This window comes from Janthinobacterium sp. 1_2014MBL_MicDiv, from assembly GCF_001865675.1.
GTDB lineage: Bacteria > Pseudomonadota > Gammaproteobacteria > Burkholderiales > Burkholderiaceae_D > Janthinobacterium.
Genome location: NZ_CP011319.1, coordinates 757,448 through 778,402, shown reverse-complemented (window position 1 = coordinate 778,402; position 20,955 = coordinate 757,448). Strand labels below are relative to the sequence as shown.

Below are 20,955 nucleotides of genomic sequence, written 5' to 3'. Positions count from 1 at the left end.
CCCGCGTCACTGCATCGCCGGTGCTACCCGACGCCATCCCCTGCGGCACACGCCGACAACCCGTCTGCGCCACAATCCTGTTACGCTAGCACTATCGGTATGCACATCCGGTGCGCCGGTCCCCCCAACGCTTACAAGGAGGCAAGTCATGCGCGTAGACATCTACCGCCGGGCCGAACACGACGGCATTTTTTCCTACCTCGCGGTGCCAGAAGGAAAGATCATTCCGGAAGAAGTGACCAATACCGACTGGCAACTGGAAGTGCGCGCCAGCGAAGTGGACGACGATGCCCAGGCCTTGCCCAACTACCATATCGAACAGCCGCACCAGCAAATCGCCGCCAAGGGCTATGCGATCACTGGCCTGAAAGACATGTAAATGTAAAAAAGCCAAACCCGATTCGCATCCGGTTTGGCTTTGGTCGTTGCCTTGCGCTGCTACCGGTCAGTATTCGACCGCTACCTCTTGCGCGCCGAGCATCTGCTCGAGCGCCGTCTGCAACTCGTCCGAGGGCGCCACCTTCCACTCCTCGCCAAACTGCAGCACGCAGCTGACGCCTTGCGGGCTGACCCGTGCGGCGATCGGCAGGCCCGTCTCGGCGCGGTGCGGCATGATCACGTCGCGGATGCGCTTGGCATCCAGCGTGGCCGGCAATACCAGACCCAGCTGACGGCCATACTGCACGCGCGCGGCGATGATGTCGAAGGCGCTCTCGGCCGTAATGCGCAAGCCGCCCGAGAAACGGTCTTCCGACACCTTGCCGACGACGGCGAGGAATTCATCTTCCTTGAAGATTTTCCGGTTGGCATCGAACAATTCGCCATACACGGTCACTTCCACCGTGCCGCTCTTGTCGTCGAGCGTGACGATGAGGATCTTGCCGCGCTGCGTCATCTGCGTGCGCAAGCCCGTGATGACGCCGGCCATCATGCGCGGCTCGCGCGACGGCGACAGCTCCGACAATTTCGTGCGGGCAAAACGGCGCGCCTCGGGCGCATATGAATCGAACAGATGGCCGGACAGGTAGAAACCGAGGGCGATCTTTTCTTCCGTCAGGCGCTGCTTGTCCGTCCACACGGGCACCTTGACGTACTCGGGCGGCGCCACCATGTCGCTGTCGTCGCCGCCAAACAGGCTCACCTGGTTGGCTGCCTTGGCCGCCTGGTCGGCGCATTCCATGGCGAAGGCCACGGACGCCAGCAGGATGGCGCGGTCGACCTTCAGGCAGTCGAAGGCGCCGCTGCGGATCAGGGATTCGATGGTGCGGCGGTTGATCTGCTTCTTGTCCACGCGCTTGCAGAAGTCGAACAGGCTGGTGAACGGCCCGCCCGCTTCGCGTGCGGCGATGATGGCTTCGATGGCGTTCTGGCCCGAGCCCTTGACGGCACCCAGGCCGTAGCGGATCTGCGTGACCTTCTTGCCGCTGACGGACGGCGCCGCGCCGCTCGGCGTGAAGCGGTAATCGGATTCGTTGATGTCTGGCGGCAACAAGGTCAGCTTGCAGATTTCCAGCGCATCTTCCACCAGGATCTTGATCTTGTCCGTGTCATCCATGGCCAGCGACAAGTTGGCTGCCATGAAGGCGGCCGTGTGGTGCGCTTTCAGGTACGCCGTGTGGTAGGACAGCAGGGCGTAGGCGGCGGCGTGCGATTTGTTGAAACCGTAGCCGGCGAACTTTTCCATCAAGTCGAAAATCTCGTCGGCCTTTTCCGCCGTCAAACCGTCCTTGGCCGCCCCCGCGCGGAAGATTTCGCGGTGCTCGGCCATCTCTTCGGCCTTCTTCTTGCCCATGGCGCGGCGCAGCATGTCGGCGCCGCCCAGCGAGTAGCCGCCGACGATCTGCGCCATCTGCATCACCTGCTCCTGATACACCATGATGCCGTAGGTTTCGGACAGAATCGATTCCGTACGCGGGTCGGGATAATCGAAGCGTTCGCCGTGCTTGCGCTTGCAGAAGTCGGGAATCAGGTCCATCGGGCCAGGACGGTACAGCGCCACCAGCGCGATAATGTCTTCGAAGCGGTCGGGACGCGCGTCTTTCAGCATGCCCTGCATGCCGCGCGACTCCAGCTGGAACACGGCCACGGTCTTGGCCTTGGTCAGCAAGTCGTAGGACGGCTTGTCGTTCAGCGGCAAGGTCGCCAGGTCGAAGTTCGCCTGCGCCGGATCGAGCTGCTTGATGTAGCGTACGGCGCGGTCGAGAATGGTGAGGGTCGTCAGACCCAGGAAGTCGAACTTCACGAGGCCGACGGCTTCCACGTCATCCTTGTCGTACTGCGACACGACGCCCGAGTCGCCGCCCTGCGTGTACAGCGGGCAGAAATCCGTCAGCTTGCCCGGGGCGATCAAGACGCCCCCCGCGTGCATGCCGATATTGCGCGTGATGCCTTCGACCTGCTGCGCCAGGTCCAGCAACTGCTTGACCTCTTCCTCGTTTTCCAGGCGCTCCTTGAGCAGCGGCTCTTCCTCGATGGCGTCGGCGATCGACACGGGCTTGCCCGGCTTGAACGGAATCAGCTTGGAAATGCCGTCGCAGAAGTTGTAGCCGAAGTCCATCACGCGACCCACGTCGCGGATCGCGCCCTTGGCCGCCATGGTACCGAAGGTGGCGATCTGCGAGACGGCTTCCTTGCCGTACAAATCCTTGACGTGCTGAATGACGCGGTCGCGCCCTTCCTGGCAAAAGTCAATATCGAAGTCGGGCATCGAGACGCGTTCGGGATTCAGGAAGCGCTCGAACAGCAGGTTGTATTGCAATGGGTCGAGATCGGTAATCAGCAGCGAATACGCCACCAGCGAACCGGCACCCGAACCGCGGCCCGGGCCGACGGGCACGCCGTTTTCCTTGGCCCACTGGATAAACTCGGCCACGATCAGGAAGTAGCCAGGGAACTTCATGTTGCAAATCGTGTCCGTCTCGAATTTCAGCCGCGATTCGTAGCGCGGGCGCTCCTTTTCGCGCTTTTCCGGGTCCGGATACAGCTGGATCAGGCGCTTTTCCAGGCCCGCCTGCGATTCGGCGACGAGGAACTGGTCGATCGTCATGCCGTCCGGCGTAGGGAAATTCGGCAGTTGCGGCTTGCCCAGGGTCAAGGTCAGGTTGCAGCGCTTGGCGATTTCCACGGAATTGGCCAGCGCGGCAGGCAGGTCGGCGAACAGTTCCGCCATGTCCGCCTGCGACAGGAAGCGCTGGCTGTCGTTAAAACGCTTGACGCGCTTGGCGTTGGCCAGCATCTCGCCTTCGGCGATACAGGTCCTGGCTTCGTGGGCAATAAATTCCTCTGGGGAAATAAATTGCACGGGATGCGTGGCGACCACGGGCAAGCCCAGCTTGGCCGCCAGCGCCACCGCATGGCGCACCTGCGCCTCCTGGTTGGCCTGGCCGCCGCGCTGGATCTCGACATAGAAGTGGCCAGGGAAAATCTCGGCCCAGCGCTGCGCATTGCGCTCGGCCAGGGCCAGGTTGCCATTCTCGATGGCGATGCCGACGTCGCCGAAATGCGCGCCCGACAGCGCGATCAAGCCATTCGCCGCGCTTTCGCCCGGGTACAGCTCATAGGTATTCGTCGCCAGCGCCTGCAGCCATTCGATGCGCAGCTCGGCGCGACCCTTGTACTGGTTCGTCAGCCAGGCCGTCGACAGCAGTTCGCACAGCTGCAGATAGCCCATGCGGTTCTTCGCCAGCAACAACAGGCGCGACGGTTTTTCGCGGTTGTCGTCATTCGTGATCCACACGTCGACACCAACGATGGGCTTGATGCCCTTGCCGCGCGCCTCCTTGTAGAACTTGACCATGCCAAACAGGTTGGACAGGTCGGTGACGGCCAGCGCCACCTGCTTGTCCTTCGCGGCCGCCTTCACCACATCGTCGATGCGCACCAGGCCGTCGACGATCGAATACTCCGAGTGCACGCGCAAGTGGACAAATGCGGGCCCTTGCGCAGCTTGCGGTGTCACGGCCGGAGCGCCGGCCTCTTGCATTACCATTTCCATCCTGTGTACCGTTTCGTGCAAAATTCAATGGGGTCTATTCTACCGCGTCGCGGCCTCCGACCGGCGATGCTGGCCCGGGCCGCGGACAAGAAATTCCGGCCATGCACGGCCGGCTGCCATGGCACAACGCCACATGCCGGGTATCCCGCCCGGCCCGCCGGGCTTATAATATCGGCTGTTCAGTCTAACCCGATCGCCATCATGCAAGCCTCTACCGCTGTTTCCACCGCCGCCAGTCCGCTGGCCGCTACGCCCGCCATCACTTTTGTCAATATTGCCGCGTATAAATTCATTACGCTGGACGATACGGAAGCCATGCGCCCGCTGTATCAGGCGCAATGCCTGGCGCTGGAACTGAAGGGCACGATCCTGCTGACGCCGGAAGGCATCAACATGTTCCTGTCGGGCACGCGCGAGCATATCGACGCCTTCCTGGCCTGGGTGCGCAGCGACGCCCGCCTGGCGGACCTGGAATGGAAGGAAAGCCTGTCGAACGAGCAATCGCACAAACGCATGCTGGTCAAGCTGAAAAAAGAAATCATCACCATGCGCATGCCGCTGATCAAGCCGGAACTGGGCCGTGCGCCGTCCGTCGACGCGCACACGCTCAAGCGCTGGCTCGACGCCGGCGTCGACGATGCGGGCAAACCCGTGGTCATGATGGAAACGCGCAACGCGTTTGAAGTGGACGTGGGCACCTTCAACAATACGCTTGATTATCGCATCGACAAGTTTACGGAATTCCCGGCCGTGGCCGCCGCGCACAAGGATGAGCTGGAAGGCAAGACCGTCGTCACCTTCTGCACGGGCGGCATCCGCTGCGAAAAAGCCGCCATCCACATGAAGGAAATCGGCTACGACAGCGTGTACCAGCTCGACGGTGGCATCTTGAAATATTTCGAGGAAGTGGGCGGCGAGCACTACACGGGCGACTGCTTCGTCTTCGACTACCGCACGGCCCTGAACCCGAAACTGGAACCGACGGAAACAGTGCAGTGTTTTGTCTGCCGCGCCGTCGTCACGCCGCGCCAGCAGCTGGCGCCGGAATATGTGTATGAAGTGTCATGCCCGCATTGCTTTGACAACAACAACCATTAAATCTTCAGGGCTGCCACGCGCGGGGCAGGAAGCACCTCGCGCGCGGCAACCACTGCCTGGACTCAGGGCTGCCGGCAGGAGGCGATGATATCGCCGGCCATCTCCCTGGCAATGTTCATGCGAGAAAACTTGGCCACGAATTGTTCACGGCGCGTATCCTGGATCACGAGACGATCAAAGGCCGCGACCGCGGCATCTGCATCGCAGGGATAAAAAACCGCTGCATTCGGTATTTCCTCAGCAACAAATTTCGCTGCATAGCCATCCACCCCCGCCAATACCGGCTTCCCGCTGGCCCCGTACTCGAACAATTTCGATGGCAATACCTTCTTGAACGCATCGTAATCGTTCAAATGCACAAACAGGACATCCGCGGCCTGGTATGCCGCGATCAATTCCTGCCGCTTCATCGGCGGCAGGAAGGAAACGTTGTCGCTGCCAGCCTCGCTCAATGCACTCTCCAGCGCCGCCCGCCGCCCGCCATCGCCGATCACGGTAAACCGCGCGCGTCCGCGCAAGCGCCTGGCCAGCGCGGGCAAGATCAGATGCAAGCCCTGCCCTTCGCCGACATTGCCAGCGTAAACAATCGAAATAAGTGGCGCCACCGGAGTGGAAACGGCTCTGTCGCCCATTCCGATATACAGGAATTCATCGTCAATCCCGTTGGTAAAATACGAGAATTTCTGATCGGGATAACGGCTTGAGAAATAGTCGGCGAACCCTGCGGAAATCAGATTGACCTTGTCCGCACGACGGATCGTCCACTTCTCCAACAGGGAAAATACCGGCTTGGCGATCCCTGCCAGACGCTTGGGCAACACATCCTTGATGGTGTCGACGAAGATGTCGCGAATATCAAGGTACAGCGCAGCGCAACGATTCCTCGCGATCCAGGCTCCCAGCACGGCCGTCATCAGGCGCGACGAAGTCGCGCAGACCAGATCATACTCGGCTGATTTGGCCAGCTTGATTGCGCTGCGGGCAAAGGCAAGGAAAGCTTTCGACTGGTCCAGCATGCCGCTTTGGTGTGCAGGCAGGCCAATGCGCCGAATCGTCAAGCCGGCGTGCTCTTCAACTTCCGGCGCCACGGCCGAAAATTTGCTGTAGCGATTGGGCATGGTCGTAATCACATCGACATGCGAACCTGCCGGCAAGGTTGCCAGCAGGGCATCCGCCAGGGACGCGGCACGAAACGAACCTGGACACAGATCGGGCGTGTAATAAAAACTCAACAGCAAAACTCTCATTCCTCTTCCCTCTGTTCTACGCCAATGGAGCCTGGTAGCGACTCCATCCGCACTATGCTTAGGCGTAGGAGTTGCCGACGATGTCCAGCAGCGTCGCGCCAGGCGCCAGCTTGTCGTTAATTCCCTTGAAGTCGCTGTGGCGCACCAACAACACCAGGATATCGGCCTGGGCAAGCGCGTCTTCGACGGAGACGAGCGCGTGCTGTGCAAGCGGACCACCCAGGGCCTCGATATTCGGCTCCACCAACAACAAGCGGGCGCCGGTTGACGCACCGAATTTTTCCGCGATGCTCAACGCTGGACTTTCACGCAAGTCATCGATGTTTGGCTTGAATGCCAAGCCAAGCATGGCGACCGTCAGTGTCGATTCAGGCCGTCCCGTCGCCACCAGCGCGTCAACCGCCTGCTGTACCTGCGCCAGCACCCATTCCGGCTTATGATCGTTGACCTCGCGGGCGCTACGGATCAAACGTGCCTGCTCCGGTGTCTTGTCGACGATGAACCATGGATCGACGGCAATACAATGCCCTCCCACACCGCAGCCCGGTTGCAGAATATTGACGCGCGGATGGCGATTGGCCAGGGATATCAGTTCCCAGACATTAATGTCGAGCTTATCGCTGATCAGAGAAAGCTCATTGGCGAAAGCAATATTCACGTCGCGGAAGGCATTTTCAGCCAACTTGCTCATTTCGGCAGTGCGGACATTGGTATGCAGCAACTCGCCCCGCACGAAGACGCGATACACATCGGCAGCCATTGCGGCGCAACGCTCTGTCATGCCGCCGATGATACGGTCATTGTCCACCAGCTCATGCACCACATTACCGGGAAGTACGCGCTCTGGGCAATATGCCACGTGCACATCGACGTCATGGTCCGCCGCACTGAGCGGGAAGCGCAGGTCGGGACGCGCAAGCTGCATCCATTGCAGCATTTGTTCGGTCGTACCAACCGGAGAGGTCGACTCGAGAATAATGATGTTGCCCTTTTTCAGCACCGGCGCGATCGATTCGGCTGCGGCCCGCACATAACTCAGGTCTGGCTCATGCACACCCTTGAACGGCGTAGGTACCGCGATGAGGAAGGCATCGGCGGCTTCCGGGCGGGTAGTTGCACGCAAGTACCCCTCGGTGACGGCGGCGTGCACCAGCATATCCAGTTCAGGCTCAACAATATGAATCTTGCCGGCATTGATGGTATCCACTGCGTGCTGGCTGATGTCGACGCCGATTACCTTGACACCTCGCGACGCAAACATGGCTGCCGTCGGCAGACCGATGTAACCCAAGCCGACCACTGAAATAGTATTGATTTTTTTTTGATTCACTTGATAGTTCCTGTTGAATTTAAAGTACCGCCGGCTTGGCCGCCTGCTGCGTGTGGTGGGCCAGAAGCGCGTCAATGATGTGCACGCTCGCCATGCCATCGCCGTATGGATTATGGGCAAAACTCATCGCCCGGTATGCATCTTCATCGCTGAGCAGCTCGGTGACGTTGGCGATGATGCGCTCCACATCGGTGCCGACCAGGCGCACCGTGCCCGCCGCCAGCGCTTCGGGCCGCTCGGTGGTGTCGCGCATGACCAGCACAGGCTTGCCCAGCGACGGCGCCTCTTCCTGAATACCGCCGGAATCGGTCAATATCAGGTAGGAACGTATCATCAGGAAGACGAAGGGCAGGTACTCCTGTGGAGCAATCAAATGCACATTCGAGACGCCGCTCAATAATCGCTTGACGGGTTCCTGGACATGCGGATTCAAATGCACGGGGTAGACGAAATCGACTTCCGGGAATTGCTGTGCCAGGCGTTGCAACGCAACGCAGATACGTTCGAAACCGCCGCCGAAATTCTCCCGGCGATGGCCGGTCACGAGTACGACGCGCGCGCCCTCGCGCAGGAAAGGGAATCGTTCAGCCTGCTCTTGGTACAGCTGCGGCGAAGCACGCAACTTGTCGCGCACCATGACAAGGGCGTCGATGACCGTGTTGCCGGTAACGACAATGCGGGCGGCATCGACGTTTTCCTTCAGCAGGTTGGCGCTCGCTTCCTTGGTCGGGGCAAAATGCAACTCGGCGAGCACGCTGGTCAGGCGTCGGTTGGCCTCCTCGGGCCAGGGCGAATACAGGTTACCCGTACGCAACCCAGCCTCGACGTGACCGACTGGGATGCGCTGGTAAAACGCCGCCAGCGAGGCGCAGAATGTCGTTGATGTATCGCCGTGCACCAGCACATAGTCAGGACGGAATTCGGCAAATACCTCGGCGATATTCTGCAAAATATCGGTCGTGACCGTATACAGATTCTGGTCCGGGCGCATGATATCAAGGTCAAAATCGGGCGTGATATCGAACAGATCAAGTACCTGATCGAGCATTTGCCGATGCTGCGCCGTGACGCACACTTTGCTGTCGATATCCGCGTGCAGGGCCAGCTGGCGCACCAAAGGCGACATTTTTATCGCTTCGGGACGGGTGCCGAATACAGTCAGTACTTTCAATTGTTTCTTCATTGCATCTCCCGACTGGAGCATGTCAGCCTCAGCCTTGTCAAACCGTCTAAAAAATGCAGCGTCAACAACCGCCGGTATCCCGTATACCGGAGGATGGAACGATACGATACAGGAAAATGAACTACCGACGCCGCCGCACCTGGGCGACCTCTCCTGTCCACGCCCTGCAAGGACGGGACACCGCATGCCATATACATACTCTCCCGGCCATGTTGCCGGTCTGCGGCGGGCAAGCGTTTTCGCCCGAATCACATACATGCGAGACGGACCAATTGGCACTCTCACAATCATGAGTCTGGGATGATACCCGTTTACTTCGCGAATAATCAATTGAGATTTGAAACTTGGTAGCCGATTTCCTGCCGCGAACAGCCAACTTGCCGGCACATACCGCCGCGGCAGAAGGTAATCGGACTTCACCCTTCCGATGCAATGCATTAAAGGCAATAAATTGCATGGCGAAAATAATATCAAGAAAAGGTTGACTTTACGCCAAATGGAAACCGGGAAAGTGCTTCATTCTTGCTATAATTTCGCGTAACATATCAGGAAAAGATAGGCGCCATTCCTGTGTGCAATAGTATTGCGGTACACATTTCTCCAGCATATTCGACCTGAAGTTGGCACTACCCGCGCTATATCCCGACACCACCAGCAAAGGAAAATTGCCAACGTGAAATTATTACAGTTAATGCAATAAGATTGTGCACGCCACCTGGGTCTATGTGCGGACCATATCAAGTGTGCGATGTTCTTGCCACGGTGCGCATCGCAGTTGCCAGCCGTACTGCTGTTTCAGCCAAGCCATCTTGATATCAGCCCCATTCACGACATGCCATTTCCCGTGACTGCTGCCTGCAAAGGACAGCGACAAGGCGGCCGCGCAACCTGGCAATCTGAGCACCTTTTTTTAAGCATGTGAAATGACTTTCCGATGCGAACGCGATGACCGCAAGCCAATATTCCCCCTGCAATCTTCGCACCGGAAACATTGCCTGCAATATTGCTGGACTTGAATAACTTAATGGCATAGCAAATATGTTTATAAATTCACCACTTCAGTGACGAGCAAGACTAGCCTCTTTGACAATGAATTTATGTAATGACATTCGCCAAATATAATCCAAAGAAAATCATTATTTAATTCTGTGCTGAAATGAAACAATGACAAATGGGAAAACATTTTCAAGACAATCCAGGCATGCACTTCTCCATCAACGCTGTGCGCGCCCATGAAGACCTGTACCGGATTTTGTATGGCGTCGATTATGCGGCGCATGCAATGCGCCATCGCAATTGTTTCAAAAAATGCATATAAATCGCTTGCATGAAAACGAATGTCAATGGCGTGATGAAGATGATCGATACCCGCACCGACAGAAAGGTGCGCAGCGTCGCCGCATCAACAGACACGGCAAGCCATCCGCTGAATCTTGCTGGCGCAGGGTGCCAGGCCGCCCTCCTGCGCGCCGCGACGCAAAATTTGGTGCAATGCAACTGATGCCTGCCGCCGCAGGGATGCGCGACACGAATCGGCACGTCCGTCCCATCCATATTTGCAGCGATAAAGTGTACAATGCTTCCGGTCCGTACCGGGAAGATCGAAGGGTGCTGTCGCTGCACTACGGCAGTTCAAAATACGCAGGCGAACTGGCCGCTGCAAACGTGCCGCATGCGATTTTCGCACGAAAATCCTCGATGCCAGCCAGGGCCCGGACCGCCGCTGCTTTAGCAACTGGCTCGTGCTTCCCCTGCGCCAAGGCGAATCCATCGCCGTGTTCGATGACCTCCTGTCGGGCTCCCTGCCCCTCGGGACGTTGCTTGCGCTCATCGAACAGGTGCTCGCGCGCCCATTACACGGCGTATTCAACATTGACAGCAGAAATCGCTTGTCAAAAGCCGATGCCACCGTCACGTTGGCACCGCAATTGAACCTGCCTGGAGCCAACATGTGCCGCCGCAGCGTCAATAGGCGCCCGCTGGCTGCTGCCCAGAAGACATGCGGGATTGACGTAGCAAAGTTCGAAGCAACCATGGGCATGCCGATGCCTGTTTTACCAACAAAGATTTATAGCGTTTGTAAGGAATACGAAAATGCTGCGCCTTAATTCGGAATTGAAAACCAATAACAAGACCATCGGCATGGGCGATCCGACGTATTTCATCGCCAGTATCGCCGCAAGCCATGGGCGCAACTTGAAATGGGCAATGAACCTTGCCTACCCTGCCGTCCGGGCCGGTACCGACGCGGCCAAATTCCAGCAAGTCGCCACCGATACCGTTTCCGGGTCACGCTGGCGCAGCAGATCGGCGCTGCTGTCGTGCGCCATGGGATCAAGTGTAGCGATGCCCCTGTCATTGCCAGTGGCTTTGTCGAACCCGCGCATCTCGGTTGCAAATTCATGATCACTTTCGACACCGACGCCCAGCTGCGTCTTGCCCCCGCCTTGAACACAAATCTGCAATTGTCCGCGCCCATTGCCGCGACAGAACTGCCTGCCATCGGTGCACAGTCCCGACATGAGTGACCCACGCACTGGTTCGCAAGCCCCATTGAAGGAGCGTGCACGCACTGCACTCCTTCGCCTGCCCGCCCTCAATTCGCGCGCTGTCTTTGCCATCGCCTACGCCGGCAGTGCTGGCGTGCAAAAAGGGCTGGGATTGCTTCTATTCCTGTGGCTGGCCCACTCGCTGCCGGTAGACGCCTACGCACAATTTGGCCTGTTTTATGCGCTGCAAACGGGTATTACGGCATTCGCCATCGCAGGGATCATCGAGTCCGTCGTCGGTATGCTGAAGGACCGCCCCAGCGGGGAAGCACGAACCAGCCTGTTCAGCGCCGCCAACACGGTATTCGTGCTACTGGCGGTACTCTCGACCGCATTGACCGTGCTCGGCTACCGCCTCATCGTATCCAGCACGCCAGCGTCATGGACGGAACTGCTGCTGGTCGCCGCAACGGGCATCATCACCGCATTTTTTACCCTGCAAGCCTTGCTCACGCGCCTAGAAGAAAAACATCTGGCATCCCTGTGCCTGAATTCGCTACCGGCACTGGCCGGCCTGCTGGCCGGTTTTCTCGCTTTCGCGGCAATGCGCACAGTACCCGCTTTTTTTGCAGGTACCGCGCTGGGACTGCTATTGTCGCTGCTTGCGCTGGCGTGGAAAAAAGTACCATCCTATGGTTTTGCACGCCGGAGCGGCGACGTCAGACTGATCCTGGCGCGCATCGCCCCCTTCATCCTGATTGTCCTGCTCGGATGGCTGAGCGGCTATGGCAATACCTACCTCGTACAATACTTTTTCAACCCCAATGACGTGGCCCGGTTCACCTTCGCCTACTCCATCTCGTCGATCATGCAATTGGTGGCAACCTCGCTCAATCAAGTCTGGAGTCCGCGCTTCTTCCAGTTGGTGCATGAATTGACGATTAGCGAAGTCGAAGCCAGGAACCAGCATTTTTACCGTTTGCAAGGTCTGGCGCTCGGCCTGTTCGGCGGTGCCGTGCTGGTCATTCTGCCGCTGCTGATGCAGGCCGTCGGGCCCTCCCTGCGCCCCTACCAGCATCTTGAACTGGAAATGTTTTTCCTCTTCGCCGCCTACGCCGTGTCGATCCCGTGGTGGCACATCCAGAACTATTATCTGGTGCACGGCAAGGGCCATCAACTGATGAATATAACATTGGCAACCAGCGTCGCTGGCCTGATCGCCTGGGCTGGACTGATGGCAACGCTCGGCGTGCTTGGCGTCTACGCCGGATTTTTCGCGATGATGCTGCTGCGCTCGATCGGCGTATTTCTCCATGCCCGCCAGTTATGGCAGGTTCGCCTGTTATGGCAAGGACCGGCGTTGGCGACATTGATGCTCGGCTGCTGTACGCTAATTGCCAGCCAGCTCGGCCACGCTCCTTGAACCAGTTACTTTAGATTGATTAAGCATGGACTACGCAATTATCAAAAAAATAATTCTTGATTGTTTCAAGATAGAAAAAATTCGCTATGACGAAGTGCCGGTACTGACCATCGCGCACGATAACGACCGCAGCCTCCTGTACAAGGGCAAATACTATTCGCCATTGATCGATACCATGGAGGACGACCTGGACCGGCGCGGGATCGCCTGCATCAGCGTGGCACGCATCATTTCCTCCGTGAAAGGCGAGTTGAGCTATGCACGCGTATATTCGCCGGACGGTGCCTTTGCCCGCGCCCTGGTGCTCAAACGCCTGATGTCGCGGCTGACGCGCGCAGCCTACCCGTATTCGGCGATGGAAGAACGGATCTGGGGCGATATTCTCGACCAGACCAAGGCAAAAAAAGTCTTTGGCATCCAGCCGTCGCGGGAACTGTGCGTGGCCTGCCACAAGCGCGGCGTGTGGGTGGCCGACGTCCAGCACGGCGTCATTGCGAAAACCCATCCATGGTATGGCGCCTCGTTCCGTGCCACCGATCCGATCGAATACCTGCCGAATGCCTTCCTGTGCTGGGACGAAGGAAGCGCCGACGTCATCCGCGAATGGGCCACGCCGAAGGGTGTCACCACCAATGTCATCGGCAATCGCTGGCTGGCGCGCTTTACACGTCCGGCCGTCGACGACGCCCTGGTGCAGGAACTCTCGGCCGACTACCAGCTGCGCACCGTGCGGGATGAACGCAAGACTGTGATGGTGAGCCTTTCATGGGGTTGCACCAATATACCGAACGGCTTCATCGGCGAGGAACTGGAACAGGTCATCCGCAAGACCGCGTCGACCTATCGCTGGTTGCTGCGCCTGCACCCGAATCAGATTCAGGGCTTCGCCACGCACGAAGGCCCCAACTTCATCAAATATTTCAACCAGTCGCTGCGCGGCTACGCGGAATGGGAGCTGGCAACGCAGGCGCCACTGCCCGTCGTTTTGCGCGATATCGACTTGCACGTGTCATGGAACAGTTCTGTCTGCATCGAGGCAGCGCAAGTGGGCATCAAATCGGCACTGCTCGACCCGAATTTGCGGAGGGATGAATTCAATGGTGACTATTACTCGTACTATAAACAGACCGGTCTGGTCGAACTCATCTCGGAGTCGGAAGCCAGCCTGACCGCCTGGCTCGCGCGCAATATCGATAGCAAGCGACCGGCAGAGTCCTTTGATGCCTTCGACGAGCGATACCTGCAATTACTGGATTTTCTGGCGAAATAAGGCAGCGATGATCTTCACCACCGCGCACGCGAAAAACTTCGCGTACACCACCTTCCTGACACTGCTGGTCGCCGCCTTTGCCTTGCGCATCGAGTGGCTGGTTGGGCTCTACATCGGCGTTGCACTGTGCGTCGTGCTGCGCAACGCCAATATGTTTCGAACGGCCAACAACCTCGAGCGTTGGGTGATGCTTCTGCTCCTCTGCACTCTCACGCTGATGTTACCGTTAAGCACGATGCGCAGTTGGACGGCCCCGATGCACTACGGCGTCTCCCTGCTGTCCATGGCTGCCGCCTTCGTGCTGAGCAGGAATATGGAAGCGCTGCTGGCAGCATGCAAGTACTCGCTAGTGATAGCGTTAACCGTGCTGCTTGCCACGCTCTCGGTCACAGGACTCGGTGATTTCCCACTGGAAAATCTGATTCCCGACTCCAGCAGCAACGGCATTACTTCCTACCTCATCGTGATGCAGGCGACCTATTCCGCACTAAAATTCCTGCGCCACCGCCAGGCTAGCCTGATAACCGCCTCGCTCACCTTATTTATTTGTATCATCGGTTACGGTCGCGGCTCCATCCTCGCTTCGGCGGCCATCGTGGCAATCAATTTATTGTCGTATGTCTCCTGGCGACGCGACCTGCGCGGTCTGCGTAGCATCGCGCTGGGCCTGGGTGCCGTATTCCTGGTCTCGATTTACTTTGCCGATCATATCGTCGACTTCGTCGAAGCCAATACAAAAATTGGTTCGGGGCTGATCGACGAACCGCGCCAGCGCATCCTGACCGATTACATGAACAAGATCGACTGGGCAAGCGCATTGACGGGCGCCGACTACGATGGCACCAGTATCGAGTCCGACTTCAATGGCAATCCGCATAATTCCTTTGTGCGCGCCCATCATATTTTCGGTGCGCTTTACCTGCTTGCGCTGGCGGCCTTTCCGCTGGCCCTTGTGCGCAAGCGCCTCCCGCCCTCGGTGAAGGCGTTTGCTGGAAGCATGCTGTGTATCGTGCTGTTTCGCTGCGCGACGGAACCCGTACTGTTCCCGACGATTTTTGATTTCTATTTTTTCGCCTTCTTTTTCGCGCTTAGCGGAAAATTTCTGCCATATCCGCTCAAGAACAGGGTCGTCAGTCCATGAATACGCCGCCACGTCATCACAATAATTTCAATCTGATCCGCTTGCTTGCCGCAATGCAGGTCATGATCGTGCACGCGTTGAATCATTTCGGTATCAGCGGGTATGCCGTCGAGGTTCTGAAGGTATTCCCCGGCGTCCCGACATTCTTCTTCCTCAGCGGCTATCTGATTTGTTCCTCCTATCAGCGCACGACAGGAAAAGGACTGCTGGCGTTCTTCAAGAACCGCGTGCTGCGCATCTACCCCGCACTATGGGTGTGCATCCTGCTTTCGACCGCTACCGTGTTTATTCTTGGCTACCTGCCTACCCCGGGGCTGAACCTGTCATCGTTCTTCATGTGGCTGGTCGGCCAGATGACGATACTGCAGTTTTACAATCCTGAATTCATGCGCGGCTTCGGAGTCGGAGTCCTGAATGGCGCTCTGTGGACCGTTTCCATTGAATTGCAGTTTTACCTGCTGATGCCCGTGATCTACTATCTCGCCCAGCGCGCCAAGGCCTTCCTGATACTGGTATTCCTGCTATCGCTGGCGCTCAACGTTTACTTCCGGCAACATCTGGACTGGAACGTCATGTACATGAAATTGCTGTACGTGTCATTCGCCCCTTGGCTATATATCTTCCTGCTTGGCTGCTTTATCGCACTCAACGAGGAGTGGATTGCCAGGATCAAACGCCTTGAGTACAAGTATCTGCTTCCCGCCTACTTGCTGGCGATGAACTTCATCGGCACTTATGAACGGAATGCCGAAAACAGCATCAATCCGGTTGCCGTCCTGCTGCTCATCGCGCTGCTACTCAAGTTTGGCACGGCACAACTGGCACTGCCTGCTAAAATAACTGCCGTCATCCGCAACACGGACTTTTCCTACGGGCTCTATCTCTACCACATGCCGATCATTAATGTGCTGTTGTTTACCGGGGCGTTTTCCGCTGGTGTCAACGTCTTCGCCACGGTCGTCTTCAGTATCGTGGCCGCGATGTTTTCCTGGTATGTCGTCGAGCGCCCCGCTTTGAAACACAAGTACTAAGCCAATATAATTGCAACATCAACTTCTAGGAATAAGAACGATTATGTCGTCCGCTGCCACGTTAAATTATCAAATTTGCACCAATTGCGTGATGGACACGTCCGACTCAAAGATTACCTTTGACGCGAACGGTGTCTGTGACCACTGTACCACTTTCAAGGAAAAAATCGCCCCGAACTGGCACACCGATGCCCGTGGTCAGCAAGAACTGGACAAGCTCGCCGCCGCCATCAAGGTTGCCGGCAAAGGCAAGGATTTCGATTGCATCATTGGCATGAGCGGTGGTATCGACAGTTCCTACCTGACATATATCGCGAAAGAGAAGCTGGGCCTGCGTCCACTGGTATTTCACGTCGATGCAGGTTGGAACTCGCAAGAAGCTGTCAATAATATCGAACGCATTGTCGACTGCCTGAAACTCGACCTGTACACCGAAGTAATCGACTGGCAAGAAATGCGCGATCTGCAGCTCGCCTTCTTCAAATCGGGCGTTTCGCACATTGATACCCCGCAGGACTACGCCTTCTTCGCGACCATGTACAAGTTCGCCGAAAAACATGGCATCAAGTACATTCTGACCGGGGCCAACCTGTCGACCGAGTGCATCCGCAATCCCATCGAATGGATGTATTACCAATCCGATTCCATCCAGCTGCACGATATTCACCGCCGCTTCGGCAAGAAAGCGCTGAAAAATTTCCCCACAACTTCCATTTTGCGCCACAAGATTTACCTGCCTTACATCAAAGGGATCAAAATCGTTCGTCCGCTCAACTTCGGTCCGTATATCAAGGAAGAGGCTGTCGAATTGCTCAAGCAGAAATTCGACTGGCAACCGTACCCCCAAAAGCATTTCGAATCGCGCTTCACGCGCTTCTATGAGGGCTATTGGCTGCCAAAGAAATTCGGCTACGATACCCGCCGCGTTCAGTATGCAAGCCTGATCGTGACCAATCAGATGACCCGCGCCCAGGCGCTGGAAAACCTGAAACAGCCCGCCTTGAGCGAGGACGTGGCGCGCCAGGAATTCGAATACGTGGCCACCAAGCTGGGGATTACCGTTGCCGAACTGCAAAGCTACATGGATGCCCCCAATAAAAGCTATAAAGACTATAAGTCACAGGAAAGTTTTTACCTGTTTGGCGCCAAGGTCATGAAATTCCTTGGCCTGGAGCTGGGCGGCAAGCGATGATCACCATCGTCGACTATGGCCTGGGTAACGTACTGGCCGTCGCCAACATCTACAAACGTCTCGGCATTCCGGTTACCATTGCCACCAACGCAGCCGAGCTGCGCGGTGCGAAAAAAATCGTCCTGCCCGGCGTGGGCGCCTTCGATTGGGCGATGACGCGCCTGCAGGAATCGGGCATGCGCGAGTGCCTGGACCAACTGGTGCAGGGCGAATACAGCCATGTCATCGGCATCTGCGTCGGCATGCAGATGCTGGCCACGCGCAGCGACGAGGGCAGCTTGCCCGGCCTCGGCTGGATTGATGCCGATGTCAAGCGCTTCGACGACACGCACATGGTGCACCAGACCCATTTGCCGCACATGGGCTGGAATGACGTCGTGCCGCAGCGCCCCCACAGCCTGTTCAAGAACCTCGAAACGGACGCACGCTTCTATTTCTTGCATTCGTATTATTTCTCCCCACACAAGCAAGAAGACGTGCTGGCGGTGGCCGACTATAACGGCCCCTTCACGTGCAGCGTCAACTCCGGCAACGTCTTTGGCGTGCAATTCCACCCCGAAAAGAGTCACCAATGGGGCATCCAGTTGTTACAGAATTTTGCGGAGCTGTAAGATGTTACGACCACGAATTATTCCCTGCCTGCTGATCCAGAATGGCGGGTTGGTCAAGACCGTCAACTTCGGCAGCCCAAAGTATGTCGGCGACCCGCTTAACGCCGTGCGCATTTTCAACGAGAAGGAAGTTGACGAGCTGATCGTCATCGATATCGATGCCACCGTGCACAAGCGCGAACCCGACTATGCACTGATCAAGTCGCTGGCGGCGGAATGCCGCATGCCCCTGTGCTATGGCGGCGGCGTCAAGACGGTCGAGCAGATACAGACGATCATCGGTCTTGGCGTCGAGAAGGTCGCATTGAGCTCGGCAGCGTTGACCGACCCGGAGCTCGTTTCCCGTGCCGCCGAGAAGGTTGGCAGCCAGAGCGTTGTAGTCGTGCTGGACGTCAAGAAGAGCGGCCTATTCCGCAAATACGAGGTATTCACCCACAATGGCAGCCGAGGCAGCGGCCTCGGCCCGGCCGAACTGGCAAAGAAAATGCAGGCACTTGGCGCCGGCGAAATCGTCATCAACTCGATCGAGCGCGATGGCCAGATGAAGGGCTACGATGTCGACCTGATCGACACCGTGCGGGCCGCGATCACGCTGCCCATGACCGCCCTGGGCGGCGCGGGCAGCCTGCAGGACGTGAGCGAGCTGATTCGCCGCTTCGATATTATCGGCGCCGCCGCCGGCAGCCTGTTTGTTTTCAAGGGTACGTATCGCGCCGTCCTGATCAACTATCCCAACCGTCAAGACAAGGACGCGCTGGTCCTGAAAGCGGGCCAACGGAACGATAGCGCTATTTAACCCTCTCAGAGGTATGGAGTAACAAGTGAAACAAATTTTGCAAAGCCTGAAAACAGGCGCAACTACCGTGGCCGAGGTACCCTGCCCTGCTGTGGGCAAAGGCGCAGTCTTGATACGCTCATCGCGCACGCTGGTATCGGTCGGCACAGAACGCATGCTGGTCGAATTCGGCAAGGCGGGCTGGATCGAGAAGGCCCGCCAGCAGCCCGACAAGGTGCGCATGGTACTTGACAAGATCAAAACGGACGGCCTGGCACCGACCCTCGAAGCCGTATTCAACAAGCTCGATCAGCCGTTGCCGCTGGGTTATTGCAATGTCGGCACCGTGATGCAAACCGGACAGGGCGTCACAAGCATCTCGCTGGGCGACCGGGTCGTCTCGAACGGCAAGCACGCAGCTGTCGTCAGCGTACCGATGAATCTGTGCGCGACGATTCCGCCAGGCGTTTCCGACGAACAGGCCGCATTCACCGTGCTCGCGTCGATCGGCCTGCAAGGTATCCGCCTCACACAACCAACTCTCGGTGAGGCGGTCGTAGTGACAGGCCTGGGTTTGATCGGTCTGATGACAGTGCAGTTGCTGCGCGCACATGGCTGCCGCGTACTGGGCATAGATTACGATCCCGCCAAGCTGCAGTTAGCCAAACAATATGGTGCCGAGGTCGTCGATCTGAGCGCCGGCGAGGACCCCCTGGCCGCGGCCAATACGTTTTCGCGCGGACGCGGCGTCGACGCCGTACTCATTACTGCCTCGACGACCAGCAACGAACCGGTACATCAAGCGGCACTGATGTCGCGCAAGCGCGGACGCATCGTGCTGGTCGGTGTCGCGGGACTGGAACTGTCGCGCGCCGATTTCTACGAAAAGGAACTCAGTTTCCAGGTCTCCTGCTCCTATGGGCCGGGGCGCTATGACCCGAACTACGAGGAAAAGGGCCAGGACTATCCGGTAGGCCTGGTACGCTGGACAGAACAACGCAATTTCGAGGCCGTGCTCGACATGCTGGCCGATGGCAGGCTCAACGTTGACGCGCTGATCTCGCATCGCTTCACGATCGACCAGGCGGAAAGTGCATATGCCCTGTTGTCAGGCACGGCTCCGGCGCTCGGCATCTTGCTCGAATATCCATCCGACGAGGCCGTTCCCGACACGGTACTGCGCCAGCGTACGGTCGAACTGGCAGACGGAGGGGCTCGCGGGGCAGGCCTGGCCTTCATCGGATCGGGCAACTATGCTACCGCGGTCCTGATTCCCGCCTTCAAGAGCGCTGCGGCAACGCTGAAGACGGTCGTGTCGAACAATGGCGTCTCGGGTGTCCACGCGGGGCGAAAATTCGGCTTCCATGCCACCACGACCGATACCGATTCTGTCTTCGTCGATCCGCAGGTGCACGGCGTCGTCATCAGTACCCGCCATGATAGCCATGCCAAGCTCGTTTGCCAGGCACTCGCTGCCGGCAAGCATGTATTTGTGGAAAAACCCCTGGCCTTGCACGCGGAAGAACTGGAGCAGATCGATGTGGCCTATCGCGCCACGGCCCTGGCCGGCCATCCTGCCATGATCATGGTCGGTTTCAACCGCCGTTTCGCGCCACATGTTCAAAAGATCAAATCCTTGCTGAACAGCATGCACGAGCCGAAGACGTTCGTCATGACCGTCAATGCAGGCGCCATTCCGGCACAGCATTGGACCCAGGACAACGAGGTGGGCGGAGGCCGTATCGTTGGCGAAGGATGCCATTTCATCGATCTGCTACGTTTTCTGACCGGGTCACCGATTACCGAATACCGTGTACACAAGATGCAGGCAGCCACCGCTGACACGGTCGCCATACAGCTCGGTTTCGCGGACGGTTCGATCGGTACCATTCACTACCTGGCCAATGGCAGCAAGGCCTTCCCGAAAGAACGGCTCGAGATTTTCGCCAGCGGCCGAGTATTGCAGTTGGATAACTTCCGCAAACTGACGGCATTCGGATGGCCTGGTTTTTCCAAAATGAACCTTTGGCGACAGGACAAGGGACAAAAGCAGTGCGCGGCGGCGTTCGTCTCGGCAATGCAAGACAGCGGCAAATCCCCCATTCCCTACGACGAAGTCATGGAAGTGAGCCGGGTGACAATCGCGCTTGCCGCCGCTGCGCAATGCTGAT

Annotated in this window: 17 protein-coding genes; 13 read left to right on the top strand and 4 right to left on the bottom strand. The window is 57.8% G+C overall.

Features of this window, described 5'->3' with window-relative positions; genetic code table 11:
• Positions 1-148 precede the first annotated feature (148 nt).
• Positions 149-379 (top strand): DUF6139 family protein, encoded by a 231-nt coding sequence (locus YQ44_RS03400; protein ID WP_071322179.1) that lies wholly within the window; start codon positions 149-151, stop codon positions 377-379.
• 66 nt (positions 380-445) lie between these two features.
• Here the strand turns inward: YQ44_RS03400 and dnaE are convergent, their stop codons facing one another.
• Complete coding sequence (gene dnaE / locus YQ44_RS03395; protein ID WP_071322178.1) at positions 446-3,994, bottom strand: DNA polymerase III subunit alpha; 3,549 nt, start codon at positions 3,992-3,994, stop codon at positions 446-448.
• A 201-nt stretch (positions 3,995-4,195) separates the two neighbouring features.
• On the opposite strand from dnaE, the gene YQ44_RS03390 reads away from it, so the two are divergent.
• Positions 4,196-5,092, top strand: coding sequence for a sulfurtransferase (locus YQ44_RS03390; RefSeq protein ID WP_071322177.1), 897 nt, complete (start codon positions 4,196-4,198; stop codon positions 5,090-5,092).
• A gap of 62 nt (positions 5,093-5,154) precedes the next feature.
• Here YQ44_RS03390 and YQ44_RS03385 read toward each other — a convergent pair whose 3' ends face one another.
• The 3 genes from YQ44_RS03385 to wecB form a co-directional block, all read right to left on the bottom strand.
• Positions 5,155-6,339, bottom strand: coding sequence for a glycosyltransferase family 4 protein (locus YQ44_RS03385; RefSeq protein ID WP_071322176.1), 1,185 nt, complete (start codon positions 6,337-6,339; stop codon positions 5,155-5,157).
• A gap of 58 nt (positions 6,340-6,397) precedes the next feature.
• Complete coding sequence (wecC, locus tag YQ44_RS03380; RefSeq protein ID WP_071326232.1) at positions 6,398-7,600, bottom strand: UDP-N-acetyl-D-mannosamine dehydrogenase; 1,203 nt, start codon at positions 7,598-7,600, stop codon at positions 6,398-6,400.
• Between the two features lie 88 nt (positions 7,601-7,688).
• Complete coding sequence (gene wecB, locus YQ44_RS03375; protein WP_071322175.1) at positions 7,689-8,852, bottom strand: non-hydrolyzing UDP-N-acetylglucosamine 2-epimerase; 1,164 nt, start codon at positions 8,850-8,852, stop codon at positions 7,689-7,691.
• Positions 8,853-10,179: 1,327 nt separating this feature from the next.
• Between wecB and YQ44_RS28615 the strand changes: the two genes are divergently transcribed.
• The 11 genes from YQ44_RS28615 to YQ44_RS03330 all read left to right on the top strand — a co-directional run bounded on the left by YQ44_RS28615 (position 10,180) and on the right by YQ44_RS03330 (position 20,954).
• Complete coding sequence (locus YQ44_RS28615) at positions 10,180-10,353, top strand: polysaccharide biosynthesis protein (RefSeq protein ID WP_156894677.1); 174 nt, start codon at positions 10,180-10,182, stop codon at positions 10,351-10,353.
• A gap of 274 nt (positions 10,354-10,627) precedes the next feature.
• Complete coding sequence (locus tag YQ44_RS03370; protein WP_156894676.1) at positions 10,628-10,960, top strand: hypothetical protein; 333 nt, start codon at positions 10,628-10,630, stop codon at positions 10,958-10,960.
• Complete coding sequence (locus YQ44_RS28610; RefSeq protein WP_156894675.1) at positions 10,947-11,258, top strand: hypothetical protein; 312 nt, start codon at positions 10,947-10,949, stop codon at positions 11,256-11,258. The genes YQ44_RS03370 and YQ44_RS28610 overlap by 14 nt, the downstream gene beginning before the upstream one ends.
• Before the next feature lie 114 nt (positions 11,259-11,372).
• The gene (locus tag YQ44_RS03365; protein ID WP_083411624.1) at positions 11,373-12,764 is read left to right on the top strand and encodes a lipopolysaccharide biosynthesis protein; all 1,392 of its coding nucleotides are present in this window, start codon (positions 11,373-11,375) and stop codon (positions 12,762-12,764) included.
• Between the two features lie 25 nt (positions 12,765-12,789).
• Positions 12,790-14,034 (top strand): hypothetical protein, encoded by a 1,245-nt coding sequence (locus tag YQ44_RS03360; RefSeq protein WP_071322172.1) that lies wholly within the window; start codon positions 12,790-12,792, stop codon positions 14,032-14,034.
• Positions 13,985-15,175 carry a hypothetical protein gene (locus YQ44_RS03355; protein ID WP_156894674.1) on the top strand — a complete coding sequence of 397 codons (1,191 nt, stop codon included), beginning with the start codon at positions 13,985-13,987 and terminating at the stop codon, positions 15,173-15,175. The genes YQ44_RS03360 and YQ44_RS03355 overlap by 50 nt, the downstream gene beginning before the upstream one ends.
• Positions 15,172-16,206 (top strand): acyltransferase family protein, encoded by a 1,035-nt coding sequence (locus tag YQ44_RS03350; RefSeq protein ID WP_083411623.1) that lies wholly within the window; start codon positions 15,172-15,174, stop codon positions 16,204-16,206. Before YQ44_RS03355 ends, YQ44_RS03350 begins: the two co-directional genes overlap by 4 nt.
• 43 nt (positions 16,207-16,249) lie before the next feature.
• Positions 16,250-17,398, top strand: a complete 1,149-nt coding sequence (locus tag YQ44_RS03345) for an N-acetyl sugar amidotransferase (protein WP_083411622.1) — start codon at positions 16,250-16,252, stop codon at positions 17,396-17,398.
• On the top strand, positions 17,395-18,009 hold the full coding sequence (hisH, locus tag YQ44_RS03340) for an imidazole glycerol phosphate synthase subunit HisH (RefSeq protein ID WP_071322168.1): 615 nt from the start codon (positions 17,395-17,397) through the stop codon (positions 18,007-18,009). The genes YQ44_RS03345 and hisH overlap by 4 nt, the downstream gene beginning before the upstream one ends.
• A gap of 1 nt (position 18,010) precedes the next feature.
• The gene (locus YQ44_RS03335) at positions 18,011-18,805 is read left to right on the top strand and encodes an AglZ/HisF2 family acetamidino modification protein (protein WP_071322167.1); all 795 of its coding nucleotides are present in this window, start codon (positions 18,011-18,013) and stop codon (positions 18,803-18,805) included.
• A gap of 25 nt (positions 18,806-18,830) precedes the next feature.
• Positions 18,831-20,954, top strand: coding sequence for a bi-domain-containing oxidoreductase (locus YQ44_RS03330; protein ID WP_071322166.1), 2,124 nt, complete (start codon positions 18,831-18,833; stop codon positions 20,952-20,954).
• Position 20,955 lies beyond the last annotated feature (1 nt).

Bases quoted from the DNA above. Each gene is read 5' to 3' on its own strand.
- YQ44_RS03400 (WP_071322179.1), top strand. From the start codon at position 149: ATGCGCGTAGACATCTACCGCCGGGCCGAACACGACGGCATTTTTTCC.
- dnaE (WP_071322178.1), bottom strand. From the start codon at position 3,994: ATGGAAATGGTAATGCAAGAGGCCGGCGCTCCGGCCGTGACACCGCAA.
- YQ44_RS03390 (WP_071322177.1), top strand. From the start codon at position 4,196: ATGCAAGCCTCTACCGCTGTTTCCACCGCCGCCAGTCCGCTGGCCGCT.
- YQ44_RS03385 (WP_071322176.1), bottom strand. From the start codon at position 6,339: ATGAGAGTTTTGCTGTTGAGTTTTTATTACACGCCCGATCTGTGTCCA.
- wecC (WP_071326232.1), bottom strand. From the start codon at position 7,600: ATGTTTGCGTCGCGAGGTGTCAAGGTAATCGGCGTCGACATCAGCCAG.
- wecB (WP_071322175.1), bottom strand. From the start codon at position 8,852: ATGAAGAAACAATTGAAAGTACTGACTGTATTCGGCACCCGTCCCGAA.
- YQ44_RS28615 (WP_156894677.1), top strand. From the start codon at position 10,180: ATGAAAACGAATGTCAATGGCGTGATGAAGATGATCGATACCCGCACC.
- YQ44_RS28610 (WP_156894675.1), top strand. From the start codon at position 10,947: ATGCTGCGCCTTAATTCGGAATTGAAAACCAATAACAAGACCATCGGC.
- YQ44_RS03365 (WP_083411624.1), top strand. From the start codon at position 11,373: ATGAGTGACCCACGCACTGGTTCGCAAGCCCCATTGAAGGAGCGTGCA.
- YQ44_RS03360 (WP_071322172.1), top strand. From the start codon at position 12,790: ATGGACTACGCAATTATCAAAAAAATAATTCTTGATTGTTTCAAGATA.
- YQ44_RS03355 (WP_156894674.1), top strand. From the start codon at position 13,985: ATGCCTTCGACGAGCGATACCTGCAATTACTGGATTTTCTGGCGAAAT.
- YQ44_RS03350 (WP_083411623.1), top strand. From the start codon at position 15,172: ATGAATACGCCGCCACGTCATCACAATAATTTCAATCTGATCCGCTTG.
- YQ44_RS03345 (WP_083411622.1), top strand. From the start codon at position 16,250: ATGTCGTCCGCTGCCACGTTAAATTATCAAATTTGCACCAATTGCGTG.
- hisH (WP_071322168.1), top strand. From the start codon at position 17,395: ATGATCACCATCGTCGACTATGGCCTGGGTAACGTACTGGCCGTCGCC.
- YQ44_RS03335 (WP_071322167.1), top strand. From the start codon at position 18,011: ATGTTACGACCACGAATTATTCCCTGCCTGCTGATCCAGAATGGCGGG.